The organism is Klebsiella sp. K47, from assembly GCF_051858335.1.
GTDB lineage: Bacteria > Pseudomonadota > Gammaproteobacteria > Enterobacterales > Enterobacteriaceae > Klebsiella > Klebsiella pneumoniae.
Genome location: NZ_JBPYUI010000585.1, coordinates 1 through 210, shown reverse-complemented (window position 1 = coordinate 210; position 210 = coordinate 1). Strand labels below are relative to the sequence as shown.

The 210-nt window shown below is 49.0% G+C and carries 1 protein-coding gene; it reads left to right on the top strand.

The window, feature by feature from the left end:
- The coding region (locus RRF55_RS29330; protein WP_439419503.1) for a hypothetical protein at positions 1-210 on the top strand (210 nt) is incomplete at both ends.

Genomic DNA, 210 nt, shown 5'->3' with positions numbered 1-210 from the left:
CCAGTTTTGCGCAAAGCCCTGCCGACCCGAAAAAAGTTTTACGTTATGTTTTTCCTGTGGCTGAAACAGGCTTTGACCCTGCGGGCGTGCATGACTTGTACTCGGCGCATGTCAATGGTTCGATTTTTGAAACGTTGTTTACCTATGATTATTTGGCCTCACCTGCGAAATTGGTAACACGAACAGCTGCGGCTTTACCCGAGGTGAGCG